The 25649-nt window shown below is 50.2% G+C and carries 19 protein-coding genes, 1 pseudogene and 3 riboswitches; of the genes and pseudogenes, 7 read left to right on the forward strand and 13 right to left on the reverse strand.

Going from position 1 to position 25649, the window contains the following annotated elements; all coding sequences use genetic code 11:
• The first annotated feature begins 5 nt into the window (after window positions 1–5).
• From treR to treP, 3 genes are all read left to right on the forward strand, one after another.
• Entirely contained in the window at window positions 6–716 is a 711-nt protein-coding gene (treR, locus tag P404_RS0106195; RefSeq protein ID WP_014971423.1) for a trehalose operon repressor, read from the forward strand.
• Between the two features lie 171 nt (window positions 717–887).
• Window positions 888–3674: a sensor domain-containing protein gene (locus P404_RS0106200; RefSeq protein WP_026830282.1), complete on the forward strand. Its 2787-nt coding sequence runs from the start codon at window positions 888–890 to the stop codon at window positions 3672–3674.
• 237 nt (window positions 3675–3911) lie between these two features.
• Complete coding sequence (gene treP / locus P404_RS0106205) at window positions 3912–5351, forward strand: PTS system trehalose-specific EIIBC component (protein WP_026830283.1); 1440 nt, start codon at window positions 3912–3914, stop codon at window positions 5349–5351.
• Window positions 5352–5422: 71 nt separating this feature from the next.
• Here the strand turns inward: treP and tnpB are convergent.
• A pseudogene (tnpB, locus tag P404_RS17395) lies at window positions 5423–6598 on the reverse strand (IS200/IS605 family element RNA-guided endonuclease TnpB).
• A 127-nt stretch (window positions 6599–6725) separates the two neighbouring features.
• On the opposite strand from tnpB, the gene treC reads away from it, so the two are divergent.
• Complete coding sequence (gene treC, locus P404_RS0106215) at window positions 6726–8369, forward strand: alpha,alpha-phosphotrehalase (protein ID WP_026830284.1); 1644 nt, start codon at window positions 6726–6728, stop codon at window positions 8367–8369.
• Window positions 8370–8423: 54 nt separating this feature from the next.
• Here the strand turns inward: treC and P404_RS0106220 are convergent, their stop codons facing one another.
• Both P404_RS0106220 and P404_RS0106225 read right to left on the reverse strand, forming a co-directional pair.
• Complete coding sequence (locus P404_RS0106220; protein ID WP_026830285.1) at window positions 8424–9782, reverse strand: alanine/glycine:cation symporter family protein; 1359 nt, start codon at window positions 9780–9782, stop codon at window positions 8424–8426.
• 195 nt (window positions 9783–9977) lie between these two features.
• Window positions 9978–10787: a DUF6612 family protein gene (locus tag P404_RS0106225; protein WP_026830286.1), complete on the reverse strand. Its 810-nt coding sequence runs from the start codon at window positions 10785–10787 to the stop codon at window positions 9978–9980.
• Window positions 10788–11044: 257 nt separating this feature from the next.
• Here P404_RS0106225 and P404_RS0106230 point away from each other — a divergent pair, with 257 nt between their 5' ends.
• Window positions 11045–12403, forward strand: coding sequence for an alkaline phosphatase (locus tag P404_RS0106230; protein ID WP_026830287.1), 1359 nt, complete (start codon window positions 11045–11047; stop codon window positions 12401–12403).
• 11 nt (window positions 12404–12414) lie between these two features.
• The gene (locus tag P404_RS0106235; RefSeq protein WP_026830288.1) at window positions 12415–13059 is read left to right on the forward strand and encodes a DUF4352 domain-containing protein; all 645 of its coding nucleotides are present in this window, start codon (window positions 12415–12417) and stop codon (window positions 13057–13059) included.
• A gap of 54 nt (window positions 13060–13113) precedes the next feature.
• Here P404_RS0106235 and P404_RS17400 read toward each other — a convergent pair whose 3' ends face one another.
• The 9 genes from P404_RS17400 to P404_RS0106280 form a co-directional block, all read right to left on the reverse strand.
• On the reverse strand, window positions 13114–15657 hold the full coding sequence (locus P404_RS17400) for a putative bifunctional diguanylate cyclase/phosphodiesterase (RefSeq protein ID WP_236624342.1): 2544 nt from the start codon (window positions 15655–15657) through the stop codon (window positions 13114–13116).
• 227 nt (window positions 15658–15884) lie between these two features.
• Window positions 15885–16343 carry a 6,7-dimethyl-8-ribityllumazine synthase gene (gene ribH, locus P404_RS0106245; protein WP_014971432.1) on the reverse strand — a complete coding sequence of 153 codons (459 nt, stop codon included), beginning with the start codon at window positions 16341–16343 and terminating at the stop codon, window positions 15885–15887.
• Between the two features lies 1 nt (window position 16344).
• Window positions 16345–17529 (reverse strand): bifunctional 3,4-dihydroxy-2-butanone-4-phosphate synthase/GTP cyclohydrolase II, encoded by a 1185-nt coding sequence (locus tag P404_RS0106250; RefSeq protein WP_014971433.1) that lies wholly within the window; start codon window positions 17527–17529, stop codon window positions 16345–16347.
• Complete coding sequence (locus P404_RS0106255; protein ID WP_026830289.1) at window positions 17526–18155, reverse strand: riboflavin synthase; 630 nt, start codon at window positions 18153–18155, stop codon at window positions 17526–17528. Before P404_RS0106255 ends, P404_RS0106250 begins: the two co-directional genes overlap by 4 nt.
• Window positions 18140–19186 carry a bifunctional diaminohydroxyphosphoribosylaminopyrimidine deaminase/5-amino-6-(5-phosphoribosylamino)uracil reductase RibD gene (ribD, locus tag P404_RS0106260; RefSeq protein ID WP_026830290.1) on the reverse strand — a complete coding sequence of 349 codons (1047 nt, stop codon included), beginning with the start codon at window positions 19184–19186 and terminating at the stop codon, window positions 18140–18142. Before ribD ends, P404_RS0106255 begins: the two co-directional genes overlap by 16 nt.
• A gap of 157 nt (window positions 19187–19343) precedes the next feature.
• Window positions 19344–19488, reverse strand: a riboswitch (FMN riboswitch).
• Between the two features lie 151 nt (window positions 19489–19639).
• Entirely contained in the window at window positions 19640–20851 is a 1212-nt protein-coding gene (locus tag P404_RS0106265) for a M20 family metallopeptidase (RefSeq protein ID WP_026830291.1), read from the reverse strand.
• Window positions 20852–20878: 27 nt separating this feature from the next.
• A complete protein-coding gene (locus P404_RS0106270) occupies window positions 20879–21700 on the reverse strand; it encodes a MetQ/NlpA family ABC transporter substrate-binding protein (RefSeq protein WP_026830292.1) in 822 nt (273 codons plus the stop codon).
• A 32-nt stretch (window positions 21701–21732) separates the two neighbouring features.
• The gene (locus P404_RS0106275; protein ID WP_014971438.1) at window positions 21733–22383 is read right to left on the reverse strand and encodes a methionine ABC transporter permease; all 651 of its coding nucleotides are present in this window, start codon (window positions 22381–22383) and stop codon (window positions 21733–21735) included.
• Complete coding sequence (locus P404_RS0106280; RefSeq protein WP_026830293.1) at window positions 22373–23404, reverse strand: methionine ABC transporter ATP-binding protein; 1032 nt, start codon at window positions 23402–23404, stop codon at window positions 22373–22375. The genes P404_RS0106275 and P404_RS0106280 overlap by 11 nt, the downstream gene beginning before the upstream one ends.
• An 85-nt stretch (window positions 23405–23489) precedes the next feature.
• Window positions 23490–23593: riboswitch (SAM riboswitch) on the reverse strand.
• A gap of 249 nt (window positions 23594–23842) precedes the next feature.
• A riboswitch (SAM riboswitch) is annotated at window positions 23843–23945 on the forward strand.
• A gap of 65 nt (window positions 23946–24010) precedes the next feature.
• Here P404_RS0106280 and P404_RS0106285 point away from each other — a divergent pair.
• The gene (locus P404_RS0106285) at window positions 24011–24769 is read left to right on the forward strand and encodes an alpha/beta hydrolase (protein WP_014971440.1); all 759 of its coding nucleotides are present in this window, start codon (window positions 24011–24013) and stop codon (window positions 24767–24769) included.
• 71 nt (window positions 24770–24840) lie between these two features.
• On the opposite strand, the gene P404_RS0106290 is transcribed toward P404_RS0106285, so the two are convergent.
• On the reverse strand, window positions 24841–25461 hold the full coding sequence (locus P404_RS0106290) for a thymidine kinase (RefSeq protein ID WP_014971441.1): 621 nt from the start codon (window positions 25459–25461) through the stop codon (window positions 24841–24843).
• Between the last annotated feature and the right edge of the window lie 188 nt (window positions 25462–25649).

Consider the following 25649-nt stretch of genomic DNA (forward strand, 5'->3'; position numbering starts at 1 on the left):
AATGTATGATGCCAAAATATCTACACATCTATCACCAACTCGTCAGCCGGATTCAAGACGGCACGTTACCTGCCGAGACAAAACTGCCGTCTGAAACGGAGTTGATGCACGAATTCGAAGCCAGTCGCGGGACCGTCCGAAAAGCGATCGATGCTCTTCAAGACAAAGGGTTTGTCCGCAAACATCAAGGAAAAGGCGTCTTCGTCCTCAGTCAAGACGCAATCGCTTTTCAGTTCAACGGAATCGTCAGCTTTTCGGAAGCGCATCGTCAAATGGGACAACATGACGTCAAAACTGATGTCCTCTCCTGTACGACGATCGAAGCGACCGCTGAACTGGCCAACCAGTTTCATGTCGCACCCGGGACGTCTCTGACAGAAGTCAAACGCGTCCGGACGATTGACGGAGAGCGGGTCATCTACGATATTAATCTTTTCGTGACGTCACTTGTTCCCGGTCTGACTACAGAAATTGCCGGCGGATCGATTTATGCCTACATCGAACAGACGTTAGGACGGCAGATCAGTTACGCGAAACGGAAAATCGAGGCGCAACCCGCAACGATTGATGATCAACAGCACCTCGATCTTGAAGGGACGACGCATGTCATCGTCATCACGAACGATACGTATTATTATGAAGGGCAACATTTCGAGCGGACGCAGTCGCGCCACCGGCTCGACAAGTTTCAATTCACCGACATCGCACGCCGCTGACGGCTCAAACGATAAGAGCATCCTTACAAGAAAAGGAGAGAATGGAACTCAAATTCCGTTCTCTCCTTTTTTGAAAACGAATCGTTTATTCTCTCATTTCAATGTTATATTATAAAAACACGAACCAAATTTTAGGTTTATTTTGATATTTTTTAACTGGAGGTTTTGCTGTTGCCATTGAAGAAAGGACTACAAGCCCTACTAAAACGTGGTCAGGATGTATCCGTCATTGATGAACATTTTGTGGAAAACCATCCAGATGCGATTTATACCCTTGATCTATTAGGACGTGTCACGCGTCTAAACGATAAAACGTCCCTGTTACTGGGCTATACGAGACAGGATTTAATGAATCATTTTAAACACTTTGTCCATCCGGACGATCAAGATAGTACGGTGGACCATTTCCAACAGGTCATGCAAGGAAAAAGCGAAACGTATACAGCACGGATCCGACATTCAAAAGGACAGTATCTGGAGCTGATGATCGTCAACATTCCGATCTTTGCGAACGGTTTGATTGTGGGTGCTTATGGAATTGCCCGGGATCTGACGACGAGCCGGTTGATGAAACAACAGATGGATTCGATCCAGTTTGATCAACAGTTGGTCGAGACGTTACCCGGCATCGCCCTCGCCGCCTTCAGCGAAGAAGGACACTTAGTCCGCTCGTCCGAGTCCTTCGCCGAACTGTTTGGCTTACAACCGGAGCAGCTCAAAACATTATCGAACCAAGACTTGTTACAGCGGATTCATCCTGCCGACCAGCAGGAGTTCCGTGAGTATCTGGAGTTGTTGAAAACCAATCGTTGCTTGTCGTCACTGGATATCGAAACCCGTCTGCTTCATCGACAGCATGGTTATCAGGATGTTTTGTGCCGCTGCGCGTTCCACCAAGCGGAATATCAGCCTCAGGCGGAGTTGACATGCGTCCTCTATAACTTGTCCGAGCATAAATCGTTGGACAAGCAACTTCATGCGGAAAAAGAAAAGTTTTTGTCGTTCCAACAAGTTTCGACGAGTGCCATCTACCGTTATGACATCACACAACACAAAATTGACTTTCATACCCGGGGATTTGAAAACATCTTCGACGGGTTACTCCACCGCCATGAACAGGTGGACGGCATTTGGGAAAAGGGATTGATTCTCGCGGAAGACCAACCGAAAGTCGAAGCGAGTTACGAGCGGATCCTTGCTCATCATGAAACCGAAGTCTCTTACCGCATTCAGCATGACGGTGCGATTCACTGGATTTTAGAAAACCGGACACCGATCAGCAATCCGAGCGGTGCGGTATTCGCCTTTCAAAGTGTCATCCAGGACATCACCCAATTAAAACAACAGGAAGAAAAAATTTTTCAGCTCGCGATGCACGACCGGGTGACCGGACTGCCGAACCGGACCCTCGTCCTCGAACAGATGGCGCAATGGATCGCGACGTATCCGACGTTCAGTGTCCTGACGGTCAGCTATAACACCCTCCAGGACATCAACCATGATTTCGGATATTCGATTGGTGATAAGTGGTTGTCGAAAACAGCGACACAATTGTTGTATCATCTACCGACTGCTTCTTACTTCGGTCATCTCTATGGTGACGAGTACATCATCCTCTTTCCGAACGTCGTCGCGGAATGTTCCATCAACAAGATTTGTGAGGAGTTACTCGAACTATCCAAACAAAAAATCATCATCGATTCGTACGAATGGTATCCGTCGATCGCCATCGGCGTCAGCCGCTTCCCGGAAGATGCCGATTCAGCGGAGGAACTCGTCAAGGCAGCGAGCATCGCACTCGGGCGGGCACGGGCAAATGACTACAGTGTCTACTCGTCGACCTTCAATATCGAGACCTACCGTCGTCATCAGCTTCAGAAAAGCATCCGGACCTCGATCCGGCGTAATGAACTGTTTCTTGAGTACCAACCAAAGGTCAATGCCTGGTCCGGGACGATCATCGGTGCGGAAGCGTTGATCCGCTGGCAACATCCCGTATGGGGCCGGATTCCGCCTAATGACTTCATCCCGCTATCAGAAGAAAGCGAGATGCATATCTTGATCGCCGACTGGGTGCTCGAAGAAACGTGCTGGAACATCAATCAATGGATTCTTGCCGGTCTGCCGATTGTCCCGATTTCGATCAATGTCTCACCCAAACGATTGATTCACGGAAATTTTGCCGAGACCTGTCAGGAAACGCTCAATCGGTTTGGTGTTTCACCGAGTATGCTCGAAATCGAGATTCTCGAAACCGACGTCTTGTTCGACAACAGTAAAATCCAGCAATCGCTTCAGACACTCAGTCAGATGGGCATCAAAATTGCTTTGGATGATTTCGGAAAAGGGTATTCATCGATTTCTTATCTGCAACAATACCCGATTGATACGATCAAAATCGATCGTCAGTTCGCGACGACGCTCATTCAAGACAAGAAAACCCAGTCCGTCGTCCGCAGTGTCCTCTTCATGGCAAAAGAATTCGGGATGGATGTCGTCGCAGAAGGTGTCGAAACAATGGAACAACTGCACTTCCTGCGGCAGTTACACTGTACGACGATCCAAGGTTACTTGTTCAGTAAACCGTTACCGAAGGCCGATTTTGAACGGACGATGCAAGCGCGGCAAATCCGTGCGACGGAGGCGATGACGATTGCCACGAACAATCGGACGATTGATGCGTCCATCACGATCCAACGATTAAACGGACAAGACATCACCGTAGGGCGGACGGACATCTCCGTCTCGAAAGGCACGATGCACAGTGTCTCCTTTTATTCGACGTTACACCTTCCCGTCCACGAAGGTATTGAACTCGTTTTGATTTTAAACCAACAGCCGATTCCGGTCCGACCGACTCAAACGATTGAGCTCGATAACGGCTTGATGGAGTACGAATGCCAGTATCTCGATTTGACCCAATCCCACCTTGTCTTTCAAGCCCTGCAGTCCTCTTAATCGTTGACTCATTTCCTTCATGAAAAGCCGCTGTTTCGATGTGAATCGGAAGAGCGGCTTTTTGTAGCGCACACCTACTTTCCGTTCCTTCCAAACCTTCATTTTGAACCCGGATAAACTTATCTATATAAGTGATTGACTTAACTTATATAGATAAGTTAAGATGAATGGGCGCAGATAAGAAAACGTTTTCATTTCAAAGGATGTCTTCAGTTCAATCCAAAAGGAGAATGTGAGATGAAACCCAACTACCGGCACATCGCAGAACAAATCATCGAACGGATCGGCGGCAAAGACAATGTCGAACAAGCCGCTCATTGTGTCACCCGCCTTCGCTTAACACTTAAAGATCAAAGTCTGGTCGAGCAGGAGGCATTACTCGAAGTCCCGCTTGTCAAAGGTGCCTTCCTGAACGCAGGTGTCTATCAAATCGTCATCGGAGCCGGTGACGTCGACCGTGTCTACGCTGAATTCATTCAATTGACCGGTTTACAGGCAACGACAATTGCCGATGTCAAATCGTCCGGTGCGTCAAAAATGAATCCGTTCCAAAAACTGATCAAAGTATTTTCCGATGTCTTCATGCCGATCATTCCGGCTATCATCGTCGCTGGTCTCTTGATGGGGATCAACAATCTCTTTGGCATCGAATTCGGTGGCAAAACGATGATCGAACGGTACCCGAATCTCCAAGGGTTATGGGATTTGATCAACATGATGGCGAATACCGCCTTCGTCTTCTTACCGGCACTTGTCGGTTGGTCCGCCACGAAACGGTTTGGCGGCAGTGAAATCCTCGGGATCGTCATGGGGTTGATGCTTGTGCATCCGGATCTCTTAAATGCTTGGAACTACGGACAAAGTGCCTTAAAAGGTGACATTCCGACATTCAATATCCTCGGTTTATTTGAAATCGAGAAAGTCGGTTACCAAGGACAGATTTTACCGGTCCTCGCTGCCGCTTATGTCTTAAGTACGATTGAACGTTGGTTAAAAGACCGGGTCCCGAATGCGATCCAGCTCCTCGTCGTCCCGATTACGACGATCACGTTGACCGGGTTCCTCGCCCTTGCCGTCATCGGTCCCGTCACCCGTCAAATCGGTGACTGGATCACGATCGGTGTCGTCAATACGTTTGAAGCCGTCCCGTTACTTGGTGCTTTGTTGTTTGGTGCCCTGTATGCCCCACTCGTCATCACCGGGATGCATCATATGTTCATCGCCGTCGACTTACAACTGATTGGCCAAAGCGGCACGACCTTCATCTGGCCGATGATCGCGATTTCGAACATCGCCCAAGGTTCGGCGACACTCGCGATGTTATTCCTCGCGAAAAACGTCAATGATAAAAACATGGCGTCGACCTCTGCGATTTCGGCTTACTTCGGTATCACCGAACCCGCCATGTTCGGCGTTAATCTCCGGTTCAAGTATCCGTTTTACGCAGCACTTGTCGGATCAGCGATTGCGTCTTCGTTCATCGCCGTCAGCGGTGTACTCGCACCGGCGATCGGTGTCGGCGGTCTTCCGGCGTTCATCTCGATTGTTCCGGGATCGATTCTGTCGTTCATCATCGGGATGGTGATTGCGGTCATCGTTCCGATCGTCTGTACGTTCCTGTTCCATTATGTCTCGACGAAACGTGCCCGAAAAGCGGCACTCAAAGAGGCTGCTTGAACTACCCCCACCTACGCTTCGCTAAGAGGTGGAGGATTCCTGAGTTATCCGACCTAACGGTCGAAACCTGATCAGGCTAACCCCGTCGTCCCGACGGTTGAAGAAGCTAAGATACGTTCGGCTTCTTGTTTGAGATTCAGTCCTGCGTTCACATCACGGTCGTGATGAATCCCGCAACTCGGGCATATCCATTCACGCAAGCTGAGATGTTTCACGTCCTTGTGTTGATGTCCGCAACTCGAGCACAGTTGGCTCGAAGCAAAGGTCTTGCCGACCTTCACGACGGTCTTCCCGTACCAGTCTGCCTTGTATTCCAACATGCGGAAGAACTCCGACCAACTGACATCAGAGATGGCCTTGCTCCACTTGCGGTTCTTCTGCATGTTCTTCACCTGCAAGGTCTCGATGCCGATGATGTCGTGGTTTTTGACGATCTCGGTCGATACCTTGTGCAGGAAGTCAGTGCGCTTGTTGGCGATCTTCTCGTGAATACGGGCGACCCTTTGCTTCTGCTTCTGATAGTTCCGTGCCTCAGACAGCTTGACTTTTTTGTTGAGGGCGATGCGTTGACGGCGGGAGAGCTTACGCTGTTCGCGCGCCAGCTTCTTCTCAAGCGAACGGAAGTAACGGTCGTTTTGGTAGACCGTGCCGTCCGACAGGATGGCGAATTTCTTGAGTCCGACGTCGACGCCGACGGATGAACCGGTCTTCGGCAGTTCGTGGATCTTCTGCTCGACGAGCAGGGAGACGAAATATTTGCATGACGCGTTGCGTCGGATCGTGGCGTTCAAGATACGCCCTGTGATCTGTTTCGAATGGGCGAAACGAACCCATTTCAGCTTCGGAAGTTTGAGCTTGTTTCCGAAGATTGACACTTCAGGAAGCTGGTTTTTACCTTAGACGTTGGTCTTGTAAGACTGGACGGGATGGCGCTTCGACTTAAATCGAGGGCGTTTGTTCTGCTTGTTGAAGAAGCGGTCAAACGCATCAGCAAGATGCTTGACGCTCGTTTGAACAGAAGTGCTATCGACTTCCTTCAACCAGTCGAACTCCTGCTTCAACAAAGGAATTTCTTTGGAACAAGAACCGTAGGACAGTCCTTTTCCAGTGGTCTTGTACATTTCATCCCACTTCGCCAAGAAGTGGTTGAAGATGAAGCGCGCACACCCGATCGTCTTCGCGATCAGGATTTCCTGCTCTTTTGTGGGGTAGATTCTGAATTTGTAGGCCTTGTGCTTCAACACCATTTTTCACCTCCCTCAAAGTGAATATACCCGAAAGGCTGGCTGGCGAGTCATCTCCCACTTTCACTTTGTTTAGAAGTGGGAGTATTCTCGCCTAATTTTGATAAGTTTTAGAAAGGTGTGACCTGATATGACCCTTACGACAACCGACTGGCGCAAATCCGCCGTCTATCAGATTTATCCGAAAAGTTTTTACAGCCCGGAAGGCAAGGCGACCGGCACGCTTCGCGGTGTGACGGCGAAGCTCGATTACTTGGCGAAACTGGGCGTCGACTACTTGTGGCTGACGCCGGTCTATGCCTCTCCCCAACGCGATAACGGATATGATGTCAGTGACTATTACGCGATCGACCCGTCTTACGGCACGATGGCAGACTTCGAGGAGTTGCTTGCTGAAGCGAACAAACGACAACTCTCTGTCATGATGGATATCGTCGTCAATCACTGTTCGACCGATCACGACTGGTTTAAGCAGGGGCGGCATCCGGAAAGTCCCTACCATGACTACTTCATCTGGCGCGATCAGCCAACCGATTGGGTGTCAAAATTCGGCGGACCGGCTTGGTCATTTGATGATGTCGCCGGTAAGTATTACCTGCATTTGTTTGACGAGACACAAGCCGATCTCAACTGGGAAAACCCGGCACTCCGGGAAGCCATCTATCAGATGATGTGTTTCTGGCGTGATAAAGGAGTCCGTGGCTTCCGGCTCGACGTCATCAACCTGATTTCAAAAGACGACAGCTTCGCGAATGATCCGACCGGTGACGGACGAAAATACTATACGGACGGTCCCCGGGTCCATGACTACCTGCAGGAAATGAATCAACGGGTGTTTGACGGTCACGACCTGATGACGGTCGGTGAGATGTCGTCGACGACACTCGAACATTGTTTACGTTACTCGAACACGAACGAGCAGGAACTCAAGATGACGTTCAACTTCCATCATCTGAAGGTCGATTATCCGGACGGTCAAAAGTGGACAGCCGCGCCGTTCGACTTCCTGGAACTAAAACGGATCCTGTCAGATTGGCAGGTCGGGATGCAGGGAAATGCCTGGAACGCCATCTTTTGGTGTAACCATGACCAACCCCGTGTCGTCAGCCGGTTTGGTGACGATACGGTCTACCGGGTTGAAAGTGCGAAGATGCTCGCGACAACGTTACACGGACTGCAAGGCACACCGTACATCTATCAAGGAGAAGAGATCGGGACACCGAATCCCGACTTCACCGATTTGACGGATTACCGGGATGTCGAGACGCTGAACGCCTACACTGAAAAAACAGCACTTGGTGAAACGGAAGCTGACATTCTCGCTGCGATCCGTCAAAAATCCCGGGACAATGCCCGGACACCGATGCAATGGGATGCCTCGCCGCACGCCGGATTCTCGACGGTGACACCATGGATTCCGGTCGCTTCGAATCATACGACAATCAATGTCGAAGCAGCGCTCGCTGATCCGAATTCCGTCTTCTATCATTACAAGAAGCTGATTCAGTTACGCAAGCAGTACGATGTCCTGACGAACGGAAGTTACCGGCTTCTGACACCTGACGATCTTGCACTTTGGGCGTACGAACGGACGAACGACGATGAACAAGTTCTCGTCTTGTCGAACTTTTACGGTACGGCAGCTTCGTTCACGTTACCGAATGATTGGCTGGATCATCAGGTCTTGATTCAGAACTATCCGGATTTCTTAGAGACGTCAGGGCAAGTCACATTACGACCATATGAATCCATCATGCTGTATCGAACAGTCTGACCAAACAAACCCCGCCTTCTCACTCGGAGAAGGCGGGGATTTTTCAAGGATTTACTACGAGACACGCCGGTTCGCTTCCTCCCGTTTCAGCTGTTCGCGGAACAACCTTGTCTCGGCAATGACGACACCGGATAGACCAATCAGCCCAATCAAGTTCGGAATCGCCATCAGTCCATTGAAGACATCCGAGATCGCCCAAACCATGTTCAAGTTCGTCGTCATCGCACCCAGACCGGCGACGAGAACAAACAGGACACGGTACGGTAAGATGGATTTTTGACCAAATAGATAATAGATTGATTTTTCACCGTAATACGACCAACCAAGGACGGTTGAAAAGGCAAACATGACGAGTCCGATTGTCACGATGTATTTTCCGGCCGGTCCGAGGAAGACTTCAAAACTTGCTGTCGTCAACTCGACGCCTTCGAGTTTTTTATCCAGTTGGCCACCCATGACGAGCGTCAATCCTGTGATCGAACAGACGACGAGTGTATCGAGGAACACCTGTGTCATCGAGACAAGGGCCTGCCGTCCCGGAAAATCGGTTTTCGCAGCAGCGGCAGCAATCGGCGCTGAACCGAGACCCGCTTCATTCGAGAACACCCCACGGGCGACCCCGTAACGAATCGCGGCACCAATCGCTCCGCCTGTGATCGCTTCGTTTGAGAACGTACTGCTGAAGATCGTCGAGACAGCGCCTGGAATCAATTCGTAGTTCATGATCAGAATCAAGAGACCGCTTCCGACATAAAAGAAAATCATGAACGGCACGAAATAACTGACGACCTTCCCGATTGATTTGACCCCACCGATGATGACGATCCCCGTCGCAACCATCAAGACGATGCCCGTGACGTAAAGTGGAACATCAAACGTCGACTTCATCGCGAGGGCAACGGAGTTCGTCTGAACGCCGTTTCCAATCCCAAATGCGGCAAGCGATGCAAAGGCGGCAAACAAAACACCTAACCATTTTTGTTTTAATCCCCGTTCGAGATAGTACATCGGCCCCCCGGCCATCTGTCCCTTCTCATCGACAACCCGGTACTTGACGGCGAGGATCGCTTCCGCATACTTCGTCGCCATCCCGAATAATCCGGACAACCACATCCAGACGAGTGCGCCCGGTCCCCCGAGGACGACGGCTGTTGCGACCCCAACGATATTCCCTGTACCGACCGTTGCCGCAAGTGCTGTCATCAATGCCTGGAAATGACTGATGTCACCTTCCGACGTATCGTCCTGATGTTTCGTGAATGCGAGTTTTAAGGCATACGGAAGCTTAGTAATCTGAATGAATCCGAGTCGTATCGTCAAGTAAATCCCCGTACCGACCAAAAAGATAAGCAGCGGCGGTCCCCAAACGAAATCCGATACCGTGCCGATCCAATCACTGAACGATGTACCCATTCTGTTTCCCCTCCTTCAATTCTGTATGTACTTTTCTATCTTTTCAGAATTTACAGATTATTGTCAATGGTTAATTTTCTGTGCAGACGATTGCTTAGCTTATATTGTTGTATTCTTTTTACTGCTCACTAAAAAGCGACCACCTTCCAGAGTACTCCGGAAGGTGGTCGCTTTTTCAGGTCAATCAGTTTCTTCTTATTGCTTGCTGCTCGGCAACTCCTGTGCGTCTTTTGCTTCCGCCGGCAACTCAATTGATTTAATCTCATTGAATTTCGAGAACGTCGATTCGTTTTTCATCGTAAATTCCGATTGTCCATCCACTTCGAACGCCATTTCCATATCCAGTGTTTTCGGATAATATGTCTTGGCGTCATATGTCATCGAGTATTCCATCTTTTTGTAATCGATTTGATCGATGACATCCTTCATCGGAGTAAGCTGTCCGGTTTGTTCGAGCGAATCTTTCATGAACGCTTTTAACTTGTCTCCTTTTAAATCAACGTCAATCTGATAGACGTTTCCTTCTCTTTTAACCGTCCAGTTGTCTTTATATTTCTTGAGCAACTGTAGATTTTGTTCAATTGAAGCATTTGATTTCATGCTTTCCATCATATCGCCAAGCTCCGAGATATCCTGGACGAACCATTGGTTATTTTGCGACATATACAATTTATCATCCATGATATAGTTTTCCACCCGAATGTCTTTTCCGTCCTGTGGATTTTTCATATTGACGGTTTGATGCATCGCCAGCGGTTTTTGAATGATATCGACCGCTGCCTTTTGATTCACCGACATCTCTCCGGCGTCCGATGTCATGTCACCTTCCATATGAAACGATTTGATTTCTTCCTGCGCAGCCGTCGCTTTTTTCAGCAACTCCGTATTCGAAAGCTGTTTGGAACCGTTCTCCCCTTGACCGTCTTCTATCGTCTGGTCATTACACCCTGCCAGTCCAATCGTTGCTGTGAGGAGCCCGACTGTCACCCACCTTGTCTTCTTCACCGTCATTCCTCCTTTAAGCAGATTATCTTTCTTTACGACCTGTCACTGGAAAATGTTTCAAACCCATTTCCTACTCTATTACCGTTCTGACTCTTTTTTACTCATGGAACTTACTGTCCAACGTAAAGTCTTCTGTTTGATTCTTAACAAAACTTTACATCCCTCAAATGTTCGTTTTACACTCCAGCGCTAAAGTTAGTCCTGTAGATTTGATACGATACTAAACAATATTTATGTTCCTTAAGGAGGACCCATCCATGAAGTTAAAACGAATCATTCCTATTCTTGCGTTATCCACACTGTCCCTCAGCACGATGGTCTCGATGAACGAGGCCGAGGCGAAGACGAAACAACCCAAATCACCTGAAATCCGCAACGTCATCTTCTTGATCGGGGACGGAATGGGCGTCTCGTATACGTCTGCCCACCGCTACTTAAAAAATGATCCTTCGACGCCACTCGCTGAAAAAACAGCATTTGATCAATATCTCGTCGGACAACAGATGACCTATCCGGAAGACCCGGAGCAAAATGTCACCGACTCGGCGTCTGCCGCGACGGCAATGTCGTCCGGTGTCAAAACATATAATGCGGCGATTGCTGTCGACAACGATAAATCAGAAGTCAAGACGGTCCTTGAAGCGGCGAAAGAGCGCGGGAAATCAACGGGTCTCGTCGCAACATCCGAAATCACGCATGCGACACCGGCCTCGTTCGGTGCGCATGATGAGAACCGCAAGAACATGAACGCCATCGCTGACGATTATTTTAAGGAGCGGGTCAACGGCAAACACAAAATTGACGTCCTCCTTGGCGGCGGGAAATCGAACTTCGTCCGTCCGGATGTCGATTTGACGAAATCGTTCAAGAAAGATGGTTACAGCTACGTCACGGATCTTGATCAAATGCAGGCGGATAAGAACAAACAAGTTCTGGGTCTGTTCGCGGACGGCGGACTGCCAAAACGAATCGACCGCGAGAACACCGTCCCGTCTCTCGAGCAGATGACGAACTCGGCCATCAAACGTCTCGATTCGAACAAAAAAGGCTTCTTCCTGATGGTCGAAGGAAGCCAAATCGACTGGGCGGGTCACGATAACGACATCGTCGGAGCAATGAGTGAGATGGAAGACTTCGAACGTGCCTTCAAAGCAGCGATCGCTTTCGCGAAAAAAGATAAACACACGCTCGTCGTCGCGACAGCCGATCACTCGACCGGTGGTTACTCAATCGGAGCAGACGGCATCTACAACTGGTTCGCCGAGCCGATCAAGGCAGCGAAAAAGACGCCGGACTTCATGGCAGCGAAAATCGTTGGTGGAGCGGATGTCCGTCAGACGTTAACGACGTACATCGACCAAAACCGACTCGCCTTGACGGAGGAAGAGATCCAGTCGGTCTCACGTGCCGCGGAATCAAAGAAAGTCCTCGACGTCGATAATGCGATCGAAGCCATCTTCAATGAACGGTCGCACACGGGCTGGACGACAGGTGGTCACACCGGTGAAGACGTCCCTGTTTATGCCTTCGGTCCAGCGAAAGAACGATTCGCCGGTCAAGTCGATAATACGGATCACGCGAAAATCATCTTCGACCTGTTGAAATCGAAGAAATAAGGAGACTTTCCATGAAACAGCTACTTGCTGCCTTGATGCTCGGGACGATCCTTTCCGGTTGTGGCAATGCGCCAGATGTCACACAAGAGAAGTCGTCCCCGAAACAGGAGACGCAGACGCCGGTATCGATTGAAAAAACTGCCGCTTACGTTCCGAATCCACAATTACCAGATGATCGCCAACTGACGTCCGTCAACCAATCGGTCTCCGACGACAAAGGGGAATTGACGTTAAAACAGATCGTCCGTCCCGACGTGACACGCACCATCGGACCGATTCAGATGAAAATCGAAGAAATCAAAGTCTTCCATGCCCGTCCGAGCTACGGGATGATCGACTTTTTCCACGGTTTCACACACGACGAGTCATTTGATCTCGTCAAGACACGGGTGACGATCACGAATACGGGTGAGGAACCGGTCACGTTCAATCCGGTCGCTCACTTCAAGCTTGGTGCCAAGACTGAGAAAACACTTGAGGACGATGTCTATCTCGAATCACTTGCGACGACATATGCTCCGTCCGAAACACGAAGGGGTAACTTTGGCTTCATCCTCGAACAACCGCTCACGTCGGTTGAACTGTTGACGAGTGACGTCTTGAACGAAAATCGTGACGTCGTCGAAAAAGGAATCTCTTTCTCGACGGACCTCTAACGGAAGATCGACAAAAAATAAGCGATTCATTCCCACTGCCACGGGATGAATCGCTTATTTTTGGTACAGAGCCGGAATATGTTCTGCCGGCATCGGACGACCGAAGTAGTAGCCTTGCATCCGTGAACATTCCAACCAGTTCAACACATTCACCTGCTCTAACGTCTCGACCCCTTCGGCGATGACTTCGAGCTCAAGCGATTTCGCCAAATGAATGATCGACGAGATCATCGAATACCCGGTCGTCGCCGGTTGAATTTTTTCGACGAACTCACGTGGAATCTTGAGTGTATCAATCGGGAAATCGGCTAAGCGCGACAACGAAGAGTACCCGGTCCCGAAGTCATCGATGGAAATCGTAAAACCGAGCTCCTTCAGTCGGTTCATCGTCTCGACCGTCTCTTCGATATCTTCAACCGCCGAGACTTCCGTGATCTCGAGGTCGATTCGGTTCGGATTAACCTTCGTTTCTTCCACTAATCGGATCAGTGTCAGGACAAACGTCGGATGATGGAACTGTTGCATCGAGACGTTCAATCCGACCTTTAAGAGGAGCCCCTCCTCTTCCCAGCGTTTGGCTTGTAAAAAACCTTCGCGTAACACCCATTCTCCGAGACGAATGATCATTCCCGCTTCTTCCGCCATCGGAATGAAATCATTGGGTGCAATCATCCCGAGTTCCGGATGATTCCAACGAACCAGTCCTTCGACCCCGACCATCTGATACGTCAGAGTATCGACTTGCGGTTGGTAATACAAAATCAATTGGTCCGTTTCGATTGCAATCGGCAACTCTGACTCCAACCGCAGGCGGTATGACGCCTTCTCGGCAATGTCTTCGAAAAAGACGATCGATTTACCGCCGCTTGACTTGGCTTGATACATCGCGAGGTCCGCCTGTTTCAGCAAGGTCACGACATGTTTACCGGTAGTCCGTGGACAGCTGACGGCTCCGATGCTCGGATTTGAGATCAGTTCGATCCCGTCAAGCGAATATGTCTTCTTTAAGCAGTCGAGCAACCGGGCCGTTCGATCTCGTCCCTGTTCGTCTGACGTGACCTTCCGCAGGATGACGGTAAACTCATCGCCGCCTTGACGAGCGACGATGTCCTCCGGATCGACGGTCTCTGTCAGCCGCTGCACGACTTGGATCAACAGCTGATCACCCACATGGTGTCCAAATGAATCATTGACGAGCTTAAAATCATCAAGGTCGATAAAGCAGAGAATGATCGTTTCATCGTCTTGTTCCCCTTCAACCAAATGGTGTAAGACTTCCTCAAAGTACGTCCGGTTGATCGCTCCGGTCAAATGATCGTAATAGGCAAGACGGCGGATCTTTAATTCATTTTCGCGGACGGTCGTAATGTCCTGACCAATCCCGTACATGCCGACGAAGCGGTCCCGGACACGAATCGGGATGTTCGTCACGTTCAGCAACACGTCCATCCCGCCCGATTTCCGAAAAATCGTTTCAAATTGATGGGCGGTCGTCTTATCGGTCGCCGCCTGTTGTTCCATCAACTGACGGTACGACTGACCGACTAACTCGTTTGCACTTTGCTCCGTTAATTTTTCAAACGACGGATTGGCACTCTCGATCCGTCCTGTCAGGTCAAGCGAATACACCGCGTCCGGATGATACGTGAACAAGGACTTGTAACGTTCTTCGCTCACTTCCAGTTCGTCCGCCTTATGATGAATTTCTTCTATTAACTCGTGATTGCTCAAAATCATCAAAATCTGCCGGATCAAAATCAAAAGAATCGTGATCGCACAACCGAGCATCAATCCTGTTAAGCCCTCATCCCGTCGCGCATACAACGCCATCGTCGAAAACAGGAGAATCACCAATACATACGGTAGAAACAACTTTCCTAATTGCATCGTCCCACTCGAAAATCTTTCCTGCTGTGGCTCTTCAGCGACCGGACTACCGATGTGCCCTGCGACACCTATCATCAACAACCCAAGGATGAATAACGGATCAATCAGCCGGACGGCTTCATTGCCGCTGACCGTCGTCATGTAGACGAACAGTGTATCCGCTCCGACCTGAAGCAACAGACCGATAAACAGAAATTGAAACAACCGGAGACGTTGCTGCCACTCCCGTTTCTCAAACAGATAATAGATACTGATCATACAAAACAGCAACACGATGTCACACATCGGATACGCAAACGCTAAGATCACTTCCCCGCGTGACACAAACGGTGTATCAAATAGAGGACGGATCAAGAAAAACCAGCTGTAGGTGACCGCAACCGTCATGACGATCGCAATATCAAAAATAAAACTGATCAACCGGTTTTTCGTGACATGTCTGCGGATCAGATGTAAAAACGCCGCTAAAAACCAAACGGATTGAAAAACATAAAAAATATCTGACACTCCCGGAAACGGGACCTCGACTTGACGGATATTCTCATACGACATCCAAATCAATTCGGCAATCAGATAACTTCCTGTCCCACATGCCAAATAAAGAAAAAACCGTCCTTCGTGTTGACGGAATTTTTGATGTGCCTGCAATAACAGGACAGTTGCGATGATACAACCGAAGATGGAAAATACATTATTGCCCCAAGCGGACACGACGGGTTGTTATTCAAAAAGGATGATCCAAATATAATAGCCCATGATGAATAAAAGAATACCTGGTACATAATACGATTTTTTGAGACTGATCATGGTTCTTCCTCCTTCATGAAAAAGTCCTTCCCTTTCCATTAGGGATGGAGCCTTCAAAGTCCTGCGCAACAACAAAAAAAGAGACCTGTTTTCGATTGAAACAGGTCTCAAGTCTCACTTGTCGTACGTATTTAAATCGTCCGTAACAGATTTGCCATCTCAATCGCTGAAACGGCCGCTTCATATCCTTTGTTGCCTGCCTTCGTCCCAGCCCGTTCAACAGCTTGTTCAATCGAATCGGTCGTCAGGACGCCGAAGATGATCGGAACGCCTGTCTCACGTGACGCAGTGGCAACCCCTTTCGCGACTTCATTGCAAACATAATCGTAGTGTGACGTCGCTCCGCGAATGACGGCACCAAGCGTGATGACGGCGTCGTAGTTGCCGCTTTTCGCAAGCTTCTCCGCGACGAGCGGAATTTCAAACGCCCCCGGCACCCACGCCGTATCGACCGCGTCAGCTGCGACACCGTGTCGACGGAAGGCATCGTTTGCGCCTCCGACTAATTTTGATGTAATCAATTCATTGAAACGTGCCGCGACGATTGCGACACGTAGTCCCTCACCTGTTAAAAATCCTTCGAATACCATGTTATTGTCCTCCTTGGATGTCGAGCAAGTGCCCGAGTTTCGTTTGTTTGGTTTGCAGATAATTTTTATTTTCCGGAACCGGTGCGATTTCAAGCGGCACCCGTTCGAGCACCGTGATGCCATGTTGTTCAAGGGCTTGTTGCTTATCCGGGTTATTCGTCATCAAGCGGATCTTCGTCACACCTAAATCCTGCAACATCGCGGCTGCGACTTTGTAGTCGCGTAAGTCCGTCGCATATCCGAGCGCGTGATTCGCTTCGACCGTATCAAGTCCCTGCTCCTGCAACTCATACGCTTTGAGTTTCGCCATCAAACCGATGCCTCGCCCTTCCTGTCGCAAATACAGGACGGCGCCTCCTTCTTGACCGATTCGTTCGAGGGCGGCGTCGAGTTGTGGTCCACAATCACAGCGTTTGGAGCCAAAGACGTCTCCCGTCAGACATTCCGAATGAAGCCGGACGAGCATGCCATCCTCTGCCTCACCGGACAAGACGGTGACATGTTCCTTTGCATCCGGAGTCGTGTAACCAAGCATACGAAATGCCCCATGCGTCGCCGGCAGCAAGACGTCCGCTTCACGCCGAACGGGACGTTCGAGGTACGTGACGAGGGCATCGATCGTAATCATCTTCAATCCGTGGACTTCTTTATATGCCAGCAAGTCGTCAACACGCGCCATTGTCCCATCTTCTAAGATGATTTCACAAATGACGGCCGCTTCTGCGCTTCCGGCAAGGCGCGCCAGATCAACACCCGCTTCCGTATGACCACGTCGTTCCCGGACACCGCCTTCTTTCGCGATCAAGGGGAAGATATGCCCCGGACGCTTAAATTGTTTCGCCCCGTCCGTCAGCATCCGTTGGATCGTCAACGCGCGCTCCGCCGCGCTGATACCGGTCTTCGCCTCTTCGTGGTCAATACTGATGGTAAAGGCTGTTCCGTGCGGATCAGTGTTGACGTCCGTCATCGGGTTCAGTTCCAATCGTTTTGCCAGTTGCGGGCTGACCGGGACACAGACAAGTCCTTTCCCGTAAGTGATCATGAAGTTGATTTGTTCCGGTGTCGCGTGTTCCGCAAGAAGGATCAAATCGCCTTCGTTTTCCCGATTTTCGTCGTCACAGACGATGATCGGACGTCCTTGCTTTAACTCTTCAATGGCTTCTTCTATGAGATCAAATCCGTTCATCCTGCTCCGCCTCCTAAAAATGCCGACCAATCCGTTTTCTGTTCCTGTTGCGTAAAGTGATACAAGTGTTTTGCCATCAAGTCACACTCAATGTTGACGAGGGTTCCGCTTTGCAGACGATCAAACGTCGTCACTTGGCGCGAATGTGGAATCAGCGAAATCGTCAGACTGTCCGCTTGGACGTGTTGAATCGTCAAGCTGGTTCCGTTGATCGCAATCGACCCTTTCGGAATACAGTATTTGCGCCAGTCAGCGGTCTCAAACCGATATTCCATCGCTTCACCGTCCGGTCGACGGCTTAACAACCGGGCTGTCCCGTCAATGTGGCCACTAACGAAATGACCGCCGAATCGTCCGTTCGCCGGCATCGCCCGTTCGAGTTGGACCGGTGTGCCGACGCGCAATGTTTGAAGTGCCGTCGCCCGAATCGTTTCATGGACCGCATCCGCCGTGAATCCCGCCGCCGTCATCGCCGTAACGGTCAAACAAATGCCGTCGACCGCGATACTGTCACCGATTTTGGTTCCGTGAAGAACATGTCGCGCTTCGATTTCCAGCGCCAGACCGTTCGGACGCGGGACTTTCCGTTTAATCGTCCCGACTTCTTCAATCAATCCTGTGAACATGAGCCGTCTCCTTTCCGCGTATAGCCTAGATGAACATCCTGTCCAATTTGCGCGACGTCCGTTAAATCGAACCGGTCTTCAACCTCGATTGTACTCGTCAATCCGGTCGTGCCTTGTAAGACAGACGGTGCTTGATAGATCTCAAGACGATCGACAAGGTCCGCTTCTAAAAACGCCGACTGAATCGTTGGTCCACCTTCAATCAACAAACTGCGGATACCCTGGTCATACAATGTGTCTAAAATCTGATTTGGTGTTGCATACGTACCGACGAGAACCGTGACGTTCGATTGATCTGAGACACGTGGTTGTTCCGTCAGCCAGTACGTCGGATTCAAGCCGTCCCGAAAGACTTGGGCGGTTTCCGTCAAACGTCCGCGACGGTCGACGACGACCCGAATCGGTTCAGCTCCCGTTTCCGATCGTGACGTCAGTGCCGGATCATCAATCAAAACCGTCTCACTTCCGACCAGGATTGCATCGTGTGTTGCCCGTAGCTCACGCCCCGCCGCTCGCGCGGCAACTGACGTAATCCAGCGTTGCTCACCTGTCGTCACGATCCCGTTTAAACTTTGAGCGACTTTCACGGTGACATTCGGTCGTTTTCGCTTGAGACTTTGCCAAAACGGTGTATAAAAACGAACTGCTTCGTCTTCCAGTAATCCGACTTCGACCGTCAGTCCGGATTCACGGAGACGCACAATTCCCTGGCCCGCGACGATCGCATGACGGTCTTCCGTCGCGACGAACACCCGTTTGATGCCGGCAGCAATGATTGCTTCCGTGCAGGGTGGTGTCTTCCCGTGATGGTTACACGGTTCAAGCGTGACATACAGATCGGCGCCGCGTGCCGCTTCTCCGGCCATCCGTAACGCCTCGACTTCGGCATGGGGACCCCCGGCAAACCGATGCGCGCCAAAGCCGATGATCCGTCCGTGCTTCGTGATCACACAGCCGACACTTGGATTTGGACTCGTTTGTCCGTCTAACATCTCTGCCAATTGCATCGCCTGATGCATTCTATTATTCATGTTTTCGCTCCTTTCAAAAGAAAAAGACGCCGCTGCATTTGCAGGGCGTCATGATTGAAGGGTCACGAAAGAAACGTCTTGTTTTTCTGTTTTGAAGCATACAGAAATAGACCTTTCTCTGAATGTATTTTTCAGAAAATGGTTTCAAGCACATTTTTTCGTTCTTCTCCCATCCGGACTTTACCGTCGGCCTTGGAATCACACCAAGTCAGCCATAGTGCGTACACTATGGGTCGCGGGCTCGTCGATTCGAAAATCGCATCACCGCCGGTTGGGATTTTCACCCTACCCCGAAGAACTGGTTATTCAGTTGTGCAGTTCAAGACTAGCACAGGTTATTTTAAAATACAAAAAAGAATTTGTTTTTACATCCATTTCCGAAAAAATATGCCCCATTCAGCGGACTATCAAAGCAACATCTGCCGGATGGACACATACTTTTTATTTTGACTGTTACGCCAAATAACCGTTTTTCCGGTCATGGAACTCTTGTTTGACCGTCCCGAGCAACTGTCCGTCCGTCAACAGACGTAACGCCGTCCGAGCCAGGATTTTTGCGCCGGTGATCAAGGCTTCGTCGCCTTGTTCCGACCGAGCCGCTTCCCGGAAACTTTCCGTGTGGGCGACCAAATCGTCCGCTCCGATCTTGATGTACGGATGGATGGTCGGCAGGACCTGGCTGATATTGCCGGCGTCGGTCGAACCGAGACCCGGGCGTTCATCCGTCTTGACGTCTTCCCCAAGCGCCACTGCTTCCTCCCGGAAAATCTCGTCAAACGTCCGGTTGAACAGCAGATTGTCGACCTCATTTTGGAACGCGATGATCTCAAGCGTCGCCCCGGTCGCAAGCGCTGCCCCTTCGGCAACGGCCTTAACCTTCTTCGTCACGGCATTCAGCCGGTCGCGCGTCGTCGCCCGGATGAAGAAGCGTGCTTTGGCGTATTCCGGAATGATGTTCGGCGCATCACCGCCATCCGTGATGATGCCGTGAATCCGGACGTCGCTCGGCAATTGCTGACGCAAGGCATTGATGCCGTTAAACAGTTGGATGACGGCGTCGAGTGCATTGATGCCCTCTTCCGGTGACGCTGCCGCGTGAGCCGGCTTGCCGGTAAAGGCAAAGTCCAGTGGATCAACAGCAAGCGAGGAACCGGTGATCCGCGTTTGTCCGGACGGATGAATCATCAGTGCCGCATCAATCCCCGTCAGGAGATCATGTTTGACGAAGCTGCCTTTCGCACTGCCGTTTGGTCCACCTTCCTCTGCCGGTGTTCCGAGCACGACGACACTGCCCCCGACTTCATCGATGATTTTACTGAGCGCGATCGCCGCTGCGACACTCGTCGTGCCGATGATGTTGTGACCGCAGGCGTGACCAATCCCCGGCAAAGCATCGTATTCAGCGAGGAAGGCAACCGTCGCCCCCGGTTTATCCGAAGTCTTCCGGGCCAGGAACGCCGTGTCATGTCCCGCGACCCCGAGCTCAACCGCGAACCCTTCTGCCGTCAGGCGTTCCGCATGATGGCGCGAGGCAAAATATTCCTCGTTCCCAATCTCGGGTGTCGCATGAATCCGGTGACTCGTCTCGAGATACGACTCGCGTTTTTGTTCAATATCCTGCTCAATCGTTTGAATCAAGTTTTCCCGTCTTGTCTGAACCGTCATTTGGGTCACGCTCCTTTGGATGTTTAATTATTCGCCAATGTCACTGAGTGGGACGAACGTCGGAATCGTGCTTCCTTTGTACTCTTTTTTGATGAAGGCCGCGACATCATCCTGTTGGTAAAGTGAAGCAATTTTCTTCAACGTCTTTTTGTCTTTGTCTTCCGTTCGTGTCGCGATGATGTTGATATAGGGTTTCGCTGTTGCATTTTCATGGAGAATCGAGTCTTTGATCGGATTAAAGCCGGCATCCACGGCGATCCCGTTATTGATGATTGATGCCGATACATCCGGCAGAACACGTGGCGTCTGCCCGGCGACGACTGGGACAATCTTCAGCTTTTTCGGATTCTCGACGATTTTGTCGACGGCTCCGTTTCCGTCAAAGTCGTCCGGTAGCTTGATCAAGCCGGCTTCCTGCAGCAACAGGAGTGCCCGTCCCATGTTCGTCGCCTCGTTCGGGACGGCAATCTTTCCACCGACCGGGATATCTTTGACGTCCTTGACTTTATCCGAATAGATCCCCATCGGTGCGATGACGGTCGTCGCAATCGGCGATAGCTTTAAGTTATGTTCTTTTTTAAAGGCATTGAAGTACGAAATCGTCTGGAACGAATTGGCATCGATTTCGCCTTCTGCGAGTGCCAGGTTCGGTTGCACATAATCGGAGAATTTGACGAGTTCAATCGTGATGCCCTCTTTTTTCGCTTTTTTCGCGACGTATTCCCAAACTTGCGTATCCGAGCTGCTGACGCCGAGCTTGACCGTATTTTGATCCTCTTCCCCGGACGCCGCACACCCTGCAAATAATACCATCGTTAATGCTGCACCAATCGCTAATCCTTTTTTCATCGTTCATCTCTCCCTTATCTTCTCTATGTTTTTTAGTGTCTGCGAATTTTTCGTGCCAACAGGTTGCCCATCGTCTGTAAACCTTGGACGAGGATGACGAGTATCCCGACCGTGATGAGCATGACGGTCGTATCAAACCGTTGGTAGCCGTAGGTGATCGCCAAGTCCCCGAGGCCTCCGCCGCCGATCGCACCGGCCATCGCCGACGCTCCGATCAAGCCGATCGTCGCAATCGTCAAGTTCAGGACCAATGAACTGAGTGCTTCCGGCAATAAGAAACGGAAAATCGTCTGCAACGGTGTCGCTCCCATTGCCTTTGCTGCCTCGAGGACCCCCGTGTCGACTTCAAGCAACGAACTTTCGATCAATCGGGCGATGTACGGCGCCGCATAAAAGACGAGTGGAACGATTGCCGCCTGTGTCCCGATCGATGAACCGACAATCAGACGGGTCAACGGGATGATCGCGACGAGTAAGATGATGAACGGCACCGACCGGAAGATATTGACGATACTGCTCAAGACGTTGAAGAACGGGACTTGTTCGAGCAACGCCCCTTTTCGTGTGACGACGAGCAAAATCCCAAGCGGTAAACCAATCAAGGTCGAAAAGAGTAATGACAGACCGACCATCGTCAAGGTCTGCAGGAAGGCGGTCCAAATATCCGTGTAGTTAACCAGCATCTGCGAGCACCTCCTCGACCGTGACTTGGGCTTCGTCGATGTATTGCAAGGCCCGGCTGATTTCTGCCGTTTCACCAATCAGTTCGACGAGCAGACTGCCAAACGGGATGTTTTGCAGTTCCGTGATACTCCCGTGCAGGATGTTAAGATCGATGTCAAACCGTTTTGCGACTTGTGACAACAGCGGTTGCCCGGTATGTGCTCCGAGAAAGTTGATCTTATAAATATGATGGTTGGCTTCACGTCGTTCGATCAACTGTTGAACGGACGCCGGAATTTCATCCTGCATGACGGACCGGACGAAGTTTTTCGCCGTCGCCGTCTGCGGGTTCGAGAAGACATCGAACACGGTACCCGACTCAATCAGCTTGCCGGCTTCGATGACGGCGACCCGGTCACAAATCTCCCGGATGACGCCCATCTCGTGTGTAATCAGTAAAATCGTGATGCCGTATTCCTCGTTGATCTGTTTCAGTAAACGCAGGATATGTTGTGTCGTCTGCGGATCAAGCGCCGATGTCGCTTCGTCACATAACAGAACCGACGGCTGGGTCGCGAGTGCCCGGGCGATTCCGACCCGTTGTTTCTGTCCACCCGACAACTGATCCGGATAATGATCGGCTTTATCGGCCAGGTCGACGAACGCGAGGAGTTCATGGACACGCCGATGGATTTCAGCCTTTTTGACACCTGTCAGGACAAGTGGTTTCGCGACGTTCGCAAAGACGGTATTCGAATCCAGCAAGTTGAAATGTTGAAAAATCATCCCGATCTGTTGCTTGGCTTCGCGGAGTTGTTTTGCCGAGAGGCTCGTCAATTCTTGCCCATCGACTGTCACGCTGCCGGATGTTGGACGTTCGAGAAGGTTGACACAGCGTAACAACGAACTTTTTCCGGCCCCACTAAATCCGATGACCCCGAAGATTTCACCTTTTTTAATTTCAAGATCGACACCGTCTAGTGCAGCGATTGACTGATCTTGTGTCTGATAGATTTTTTTTACATTTTTGAATGTAATCACCACGTTTCCCCCCTTAAAAATACAAAAAGGCCTCTTCTTAAGAAACAAGAAGAGACCTGGATCCGCACAAAGGCAGAATCCACTCGACTCATCTCTCAGACAACTGTCTGATGGAATTGGCACAGTGCTCATAATGAGTCTGTTGCCGAGGTTTCGTAGGGCCAGTCCCTCCACCTCTCTGGATAAGTGTTGCAGTATGAAATTCATATGTGTGTTGTTTCGAATCAAGCTTATGTCGTAAAACTAATTTTTACATTACAGGTATATCTTTTAAAGGTCAACCATATTTTCAAAAATAAACCATATGACCCATATCGATTGAGATCCTGGGTTGTGCGTCATCATAGAAGCGTTCCGGATAGCGGTCAAAGACGAATTGACAACTCTTTCGCGTCAGTGCTATTATCTTCACAATGATTAATCCGACAATTCCTATACGATATATCAAGAGTGGACGAGAGAACTGGCTCTAGGACTCCACGGCAACCTGCAATTCGCAAGGTGCTCCGACCAGCAAAGCAACCGCTTTGGATGATACATACGAGAAACTCGTTTGCCGTCCAAAGCCAAACGAGTTTTTTTATTTTTGAAATGGAGGACACCTTGATGAGTATGCTTTATCCTGTTTTACCAGGGGCTGATGCCTTTTTATTAGAACGTGGATCCGTCGGGATTCTGTTGTGTCATGGTTTTAACGCAACACCACAAAGTGTTCGTGCTGTAGGCGAACGCTTCGCAGAACATGGTTTCACCGTCCATGCACCTCGCTTAGCGGGTCACGGAACCGACCTCCGTGACTTTGCCGCTTCGACTGCTGAAGACTGGAAACAAAGTGTCCGCGAAGGATTTGACCTGTTAGCCAAACAGTGTCCATCCATCTTCATCGTCGGTCAATCGATGGGGGCGACGCTCGCCTTAGCACTCGCCACCGAAGGATTGCCGGTCGATGGCATCATCACGATCAACGCAGCCCTGTCCGTCCCAGCGTACGAAGCGTTATCGTTCGATGATTGTCCGGACCAACTGCCTGAAAGCGCCCCCGATATCAAACGTCCGGCTTTTGAAATCATTTATGATTTCGTCCCGACCACGTGTGCAGCAGAACTGTTACGCTTGATCCGGGACACGGTTCCCGACTTACCTACACTTCAAATTCCCACCCTTATTTTATATTCTGTGGAAGATCACGTCGTCCCATCCAGTTGCTCCGATTACCTGCACCGGACAATCAGCTCTGTCGACAAACGTACGTATTGTCTGCTCAATTCGTATCATGTCGCGACGCTCGATTACGATCAAGAGGCAATTGTGGAGGAGACGATCCGATTCGTCGAACAGTTCAGCCGGTTGACCGAGACGGGTTGAACGTTCAGCTAACAAAAAAACAAAGCTAACAGTCCTGTCAGCTTTGTTGCGCTATCCTTTTTAAGAAAGGATTAGTTTTGTTGTTGTTTTTTCCACTCTTGTAACGGTTGGGGTTTACCCGGCACTTGATGACAATGACGGCAACGTGGTTCATAAGACTCAGAAGCACCGACTAAGATGATCGGATCATGATAGTTTGCCGGTTGACCGTCAATCAGGCGTTGGGTCCGCGAAGCCGGATCACCACACGATAAACAAATCGCCTGCAATTTCGTCACGAACTCGGCGCGGGCGAGCAACTCTGGCATCTTCCCGAACGGTTCCGCCCGGAAATCCTGATCGAGCCCCGCACAAATGACGCGTTTGCCGTCTTGCGCAAGCGCCTCGATGACGGAGACGATCTCATCGTCAAAAAACTGAACCTCATCAATTGCAACAACTTGCGTCTCTTCTGCTACCGCCACGTACACGTCACGGCTCGTCGCCATCGGAATCGCGATGACAGAATTGCCACCATGCGACACGACATGTTCTTCGTGGTAGCGGTCATCAATCGCCGGTTTAAAGACCTGGACCGGTAACTTGCCGTACTGTGCCCGTCGGACACGACGGATCAACTCTTCTGATTTTCCGGAAAACATACTCCCGCAAATCACTTCGATCCAACCATATTGATTGATCACATGCATCATCGAAAACACCGTCCTCTAAATTAGTCACTTTAACGAGTATAGCCCGAATCTAAATTGAGAAAAAGAGTTGACTTCTCAAAATCAAAAACCTATTTCCGATTTCCCTCATTCTTCATCTTGTCATTTCAACTGGTATCTCTTTCCTGTACAATAAAAGAGAAGTTTCTTTGAAGGAAGGTGACTCCGAT

Origin of the sequence: Exiguobacterium antarcticum DSM 14480 (genome assembly GCF_000685865.1) — a bacterium.
Lineage (GTDB): Bacteria > Bacillota > Bacilli > Exiguobacteriales > Exiguobacteriaceae > Exiguobacterium_A > Exiguobacterium_A antarcticum.